Source organism: Bradyrhizobium sp. UFLA05-125, assembly GCF_059803515.1.
This window is the reverse complement of record NZ_JBANBJ010000161.1, coordinates 1-2,587: the sequence shown is the minus strand read 5'-3', so window position 1 is coordinate 2,587 and position 2,587 is coordinate 1. Positions and strand designations below refer to the sequence as shown.

Here is a 2,587-nt window from a genome sequence, read left to right as displayed (position 1 = left end):
GAAGAAGAAGCCGCTCGACGACGTGCGCGTTCGCCGCGCCATACTCGCCGCGATCGATCGTAAGGCGATGATCGAGGGCGCCGTGGAAGGCTATGGCACGCCGATCGGCAGCTTCTACACGCCGGGCTCGCTCGGCTATGTCGACACCACCGGCGTCAATCCCTACGACCCCGAGAAGGCGAAGAAGCTGCTGGCTGAAGCCGGCGTTACCACGCCGCTCGAAATCAGCCTGAAGCTGCCGCCCCCGCCTTACGCGCGGCAGGGCGGTGAGATCCTCGCGGCCCAGCTCGCCAAGGTCGGCATCACCGCGAAGATCGAGAACGTCGAATGGGCGCAGTGGCTGTCGCAGGTGTTCGCGCCGAACGGGCCGCACAATTACGACCTGACCATCGTCTCCCATGTCGAGCCCTTCGATCTCGTGAAGCTGACCGAGCCCGACTACTATCTCGGCTACAACAACGAGGCGTTCAACGCGCTCTACAAGCAGATCGTGACGACGCCGGACGAAGCCGGCCGCGCAAAACTGCTCGGCGATGCGCAGCGCATGCTGGCAACCGATGCGGTTGCCGGCTTCCTGTTCCAGCCGCAATGGGTCACCGTCACCAGCAAGAAGCTGAAGGGCGTCTGGAAGGAAGTCCCGCAGTTCGAGAACGATTTCTCGGCCTGGTCGTGGGAGTAGCGCTCGCACGCCGACGTTGATGGGATCTTCATGGCCGGGCTTGTCCCGGCCATTTCATTTGGTGCTCCGTGGTCGGTCTCATCTATTGAGACGATGCACGTTGTTTCCGTATTTTTACGGTGCCTGTGTTTCCCGCGAGCAAATCGCGGGAAACATAATTTAACGTTTCGCCTCTACTTCTCATTTTGTCGTTCTGGCGTCTGATTGCGTCGAAGCTTTTTTCGGTGTCGCGAATGACACCCTTTTTGGGGACATTGCATGCCGGTGCGCGGCTCCTATCGCTCAATCGCCCTTATTGCGACGATCGCCTCGGCTGGTCTCGGCATCCTCGGCTTCAGCACGATCGGTTTTGGCGCGGCTGTCGTCGGCGAAAGCCGGAAGGTCGAGATCACGCAGAAGGCGCCGGGCGGACTCGATGCACTGAAGGCGCAGTACCGCCGGCCGACGACGATTCCGTTTCCCAAGGACAACCCGTATACGCCCGAGAAGGCCGCGCTCGGCAAGAAACTCTATTTCGACACCCGCCTGTCGGTGAGCTCAGCGCAGTCCTGCGCGAGCTGCCACAGTCCCGGCTTCGGCTGGGGCGACGGGCTCGCCGTCGGTATCGGTCACGGCATGGCGAAGCTCGGCCGCCATTCGCCGACCATCGTCAACGCGGCCTGGAGCGCGATCTTCATGTGGGACGGGCGTCTCCCGACGCTCGAGGAGCAGGCGCTCGGCCCGATCCAATCGCCGGGCGAGATGAACATGAAGCTCGACGATCTGTTGGCGCGCCTTTCGAGCATTCCCGAATACAAGCCGTTGTTCGACGCGGCTTTTCCCGGCGACGGCATGAAGGCGAAGACACTGGCGCAGGCCATCGCCACTTATGAGCGCACCGTCGTTTCGGAGCGCGCGCCGTTCGACGCCTGGATCGACGGCGACGAGAAGGCAATCTCGGAAGACGCCAAGCGCGGGTTCGCCGTGTTCAACGGCAAGGCGCAATGTGCCGCCTGCCACGAGGGCTGGAACTTCACCAACGAAGGTTTTCAGGACATTGGTCTGCCGAGCAAGGATGTCGGTCGCGGCGAATATCTGCCCGGTGTCATCAAGATGCAGCATGCCTTCAAGACGCCGGGTTTGCGCGAGATCGGCCGCCGCAGCCCTTATATGCATGACGGCTCGCTCGCAACCCTCGAGCAGGTGATCGACCACTACGACCATGCCGGCGTCGATCGTCCCAGCCGATCGGACCTGATGCGGCCGCTCGGACTGACGGCGCAGGAAAAGACCGATCTCGTCGCCTTCCTCAAGACATTGACCAGCGAAATCAGCCCAACGGCCGTGCCGGTCCTTCCACGCTAGCAACGATCTTCAAAAGGATATTCCCATGCGCACACTCGCTCTGTTCACCGGCGTCATCATCTGTGGTCTTTCGGTCGGCGCCTACGCTGCGACCGAAGTGATCCACCAGCAGGGCCGCGTCTTCTCGTCCGAAAGCATCTCGGTCAAGAAGGGCGAGGCGATCACGTTTCTCAATGATGATACGGTGCCGCACAACATCATGTCGGCCAGCAAGGGCAACGAGTTCAATCTCGGCTCGCAGGCGCCGGGCACCTCGACCGATGTCTCCTTCAAGGAAGCCGGCGACGTGCAGGTGATCTGCGCGATTCATCCGCGCATGAAGATGATGGTCAAGGTGACGGACTAACAGGCCCGCCGGGCGCCGGAGATTGATGATGTCGATACGCTACAAGATCTTCGGTGCCTTCAGCGTCGTAGTCCTGCTCGCCTGCGCGATCGCTTTCTACGGCATTCGCGCCATCGGCAATTCCGGCGACATGGTCGTCAAGCTCTACGACGGACCGCTGATGGGGATCAACCATGCGCGCTCCGCCCATGCGGCCCTGCACGAGGCGCGCCTCGTGC

At 61.9% G+C, this 2,587-nt stretch carries 3 protein-coding genes and 1 pseudogene; all 4 read left to right on the top strand.

Translation table 11 applies throughout. The features are described from left to right. Positions 1 to 679, top strand: a 679-nt coding sequence (locus SO156_RS45675; RefSeq protein WP_498539442.1) for an ABC transporter substrate-binding protein, incomplete at its 5' end; no start/stop codon positions are given. Positions 680 to 937: 258 nt separating this feature from the next. Beyond that, complete coding sequence (locus SO156_RS45670; protein WP_498539441.1) at positions 938 to 2,023, top strand: cytochrome-c peroxidase; 1,086 nt, start codon at positions 938 to 940, stop codon at positions 2,021 to 2,023. A 25-nt stretch (positions 2,024 to 2,048) separates the two neighbouring features. After that, positions 2,049 to 2,369 carry a plastocyanin/azurin family copper-binding protein gene (locus SO156_RS45665; RefSeq protein ID WP_458146456.1) on the top strand — a complete coding sequence of 107 codons (321 nt, stop codon included), beginning with the start codon at positions 2,049 to 2,051 and terminating at the stop codon, positions 2,367 to 2,369. Positions 2,370 to 2,397: 28 nt separating this feature from the next. Further along, a pseudogene (locus tag SO156_RS45660) lies at positions 2,398 to 2,587 on the top strand (methyl-accepting chemotaxis protein); the annotation flags it as partial.

Bases quoted from the DNA above. Each gene is read 5' to 3' on its own strand.
- SO156_RS45670 (WP_498539441.1), top strand. From the start codon at position 938: ATGCCGGTGCGCGGCTCCTATCGCTCAATCGCCCTTATTGCGACGATC.
- SO156_RS45665 (WP_458146456.1), top strand. From the start codon at position 2,049: ATGCGCACACTCGCTCTGTTCACCGGCGTCATCATCTGTGGTCTTTCG.